The sequence below is a fragment of the Staphylococcus sp. EG-SA-2 genome (assembly GCF_017152085.1).
Map to the genome: position 1 here is coordinate 1 of NZ_JACYHC010000723.1, position 1735 is coordinate 1735.

Below are 1735 nucleotides of genomic sequence, written 5' to 3' on the forward strand. Positions count from 1 at the left end.
TCGCCACTTGCAATTACTCTAGGTGCCGTGATACCTGCACGTTCAAATTCATTTAAACCTGCAATTTCTGCAGCATAAAATGATTCTTTACGTCCACGTTGGACAAGTAAGAAAAATGTATCCGTATCTGTTTCGACTCGATATGCTTCGTTTACATCACCACCACTCACTGGTGAAATCTCTTTAATATCTTTTAAAGGTAAATGCTCTAACCATTGTTCATTCATACAAACACCTTCCAATCTACTTACTTTATACTATAATATTGCCTAATTAGGATGATTTAATCTTAAAAACGTTATTCAAACTTGCGTCAATTTTCAAAACTTTTTAGTTTTAACTAGGAAATTATGTAGGGAAATGCTAGTCTATTAAAAGAATATATTTCACATATATTAAGTTGAGGATAGTAAGCCTCAAATATAATGAAATAGGAGCATACTCATGTACAAATTAATTAAACCTTTCTTATTCAAAATCGAACCCGAAAAAGCACACGGACTAACTATCGATGCATTAAAAACGTTACAAAAGTTTCCGGTTTTATTCCCAGTCGTCGATAAACTATTTACTTATAAGAATCCAACGTTATCACAAACGATACAAGGTAATACGTACGACAATCCAATTGGCTTAGCAGCTGGTTTCGACAAATCTTGCGAAGTACCAAAAGCATTGGAACACCTTGGATTCGGTGCTTTAGAATTAGGTGGTATCACACCTAAACCTCAACCGGGTAACCCTCAACCACGCATGTTTAGATTATTAGAAGATGACGCCTTGATAAATCGAATGGGCTTCAATAATATTGGTATGAACAAAGCACTCAGTCATTTGCGTAAAAATGCTTATCAAGTACCTGTTGGTATCAATGTTGGTGTGAATAAAATGACACCTTATGAAGCGCGTTATCAAGATTATATAAAAGTCATTGATACGTTTAAACACGACGTTTCATTTTTCACAGTCAATATCAGTTCTCCAAATACTGAAAACCTTCAAAATTTCCATGATAAAGATGAATTTTCAATGTTATGTCAAGCTTTGACAACATTTAAAAAACAGCACGATGTAACAGTGCCAATTTACTTAAAACTAACGTCTGATATGGATTTCGATGGCTTAAAAGCACTATTACCAGCGATTACTGAGACATTTGACGGTATCATCTTAGCAAACACAACGCGACAACGAGATGGTTTAACTTCTGCTAATAAAGTCGAAGAAGGCGGTTTGAGTGGTCGTCCATTATTTGAACGTAATTTAAAATTGATTAAGTATGCTTATCAGCAAACAAATGGTGAATTTTTAATTATAGGTACAGGCGGCGTATTCAGTACTGAAGATGCAATCAAAATGATGCGTCACGGTGCGTCACTTATTCAAATTTATTCATCACTTGTTATTGAAGGCCCAGGTTTAACTAAGAAAATGAACAAAGGCATCGCACGTTACTTAAAAGATCATCATTTTGACAATGTCAGTGATATCATAGGACTAGATGCCTAATCCAACGTAGTCAAATAACACTTTAAAACTTGCTGAATCGTCTTATTAAAATTATGATATAACTCAAGAAGATATATTTATCACCATTTTTCAAAATAATGGCTTAAATATCACATATCATTAAATATAGCGTTTTATAACGGAGGCGTTTGTTATGACTAAAGAAACAGATAATAAAAAAACAGTAGCGACTTCTGACAACAAAGACACACAGCAACAAAATCAA

General features: G+C 33.9%; 2 protein-coding genes and 1 pseudogene. 2 read left to right on the forward strand and 1 reads right to left on the reverse strand.

Annotation, left to right across the window (positions count from 1 at the left end):
- A partial coding sequence (locus tag IDG60_RS13185; RefSeq protein ID WP_206160777.1) for a fructosamine kinase family protein occupies positions 1-227 on the reverse strand: 227 nt, incomplete at its 3' end.
- Positions 228-444: 217 nt separating this feature from the next.
- Here IDG60_RS13185 and IDG60_RS13190 point away from each other — a divergent pair.
- On the forward strand, positions 445-1509 hold the full coding sequence (locus tag IDG60_RS13190) for a quinone-dependent dihydroorotate dehydrogenase (RefSeq protein WP_000277419.1): 1065 nt from the start codon (positions 445-447) through the stop codon (positions 1507-1509).
- Positions 1510-1663: 154 nt separating this feature from the next.
- Positions 1664-1735: pseudogene (locus tag IDG60_RS22380) on the forward strand (hypothetical protein); the annotation flags it as partial.

What these genes read in the sequence shown, in the direction of transcription:
- IDG60_RS13190 (WP_000277419.1), top strand. Translation starts at nt 445, where the DNA reads ATGTACAAATTAATTAAACCTTTCTTATTCAAAATCGAACCCGAAAAA.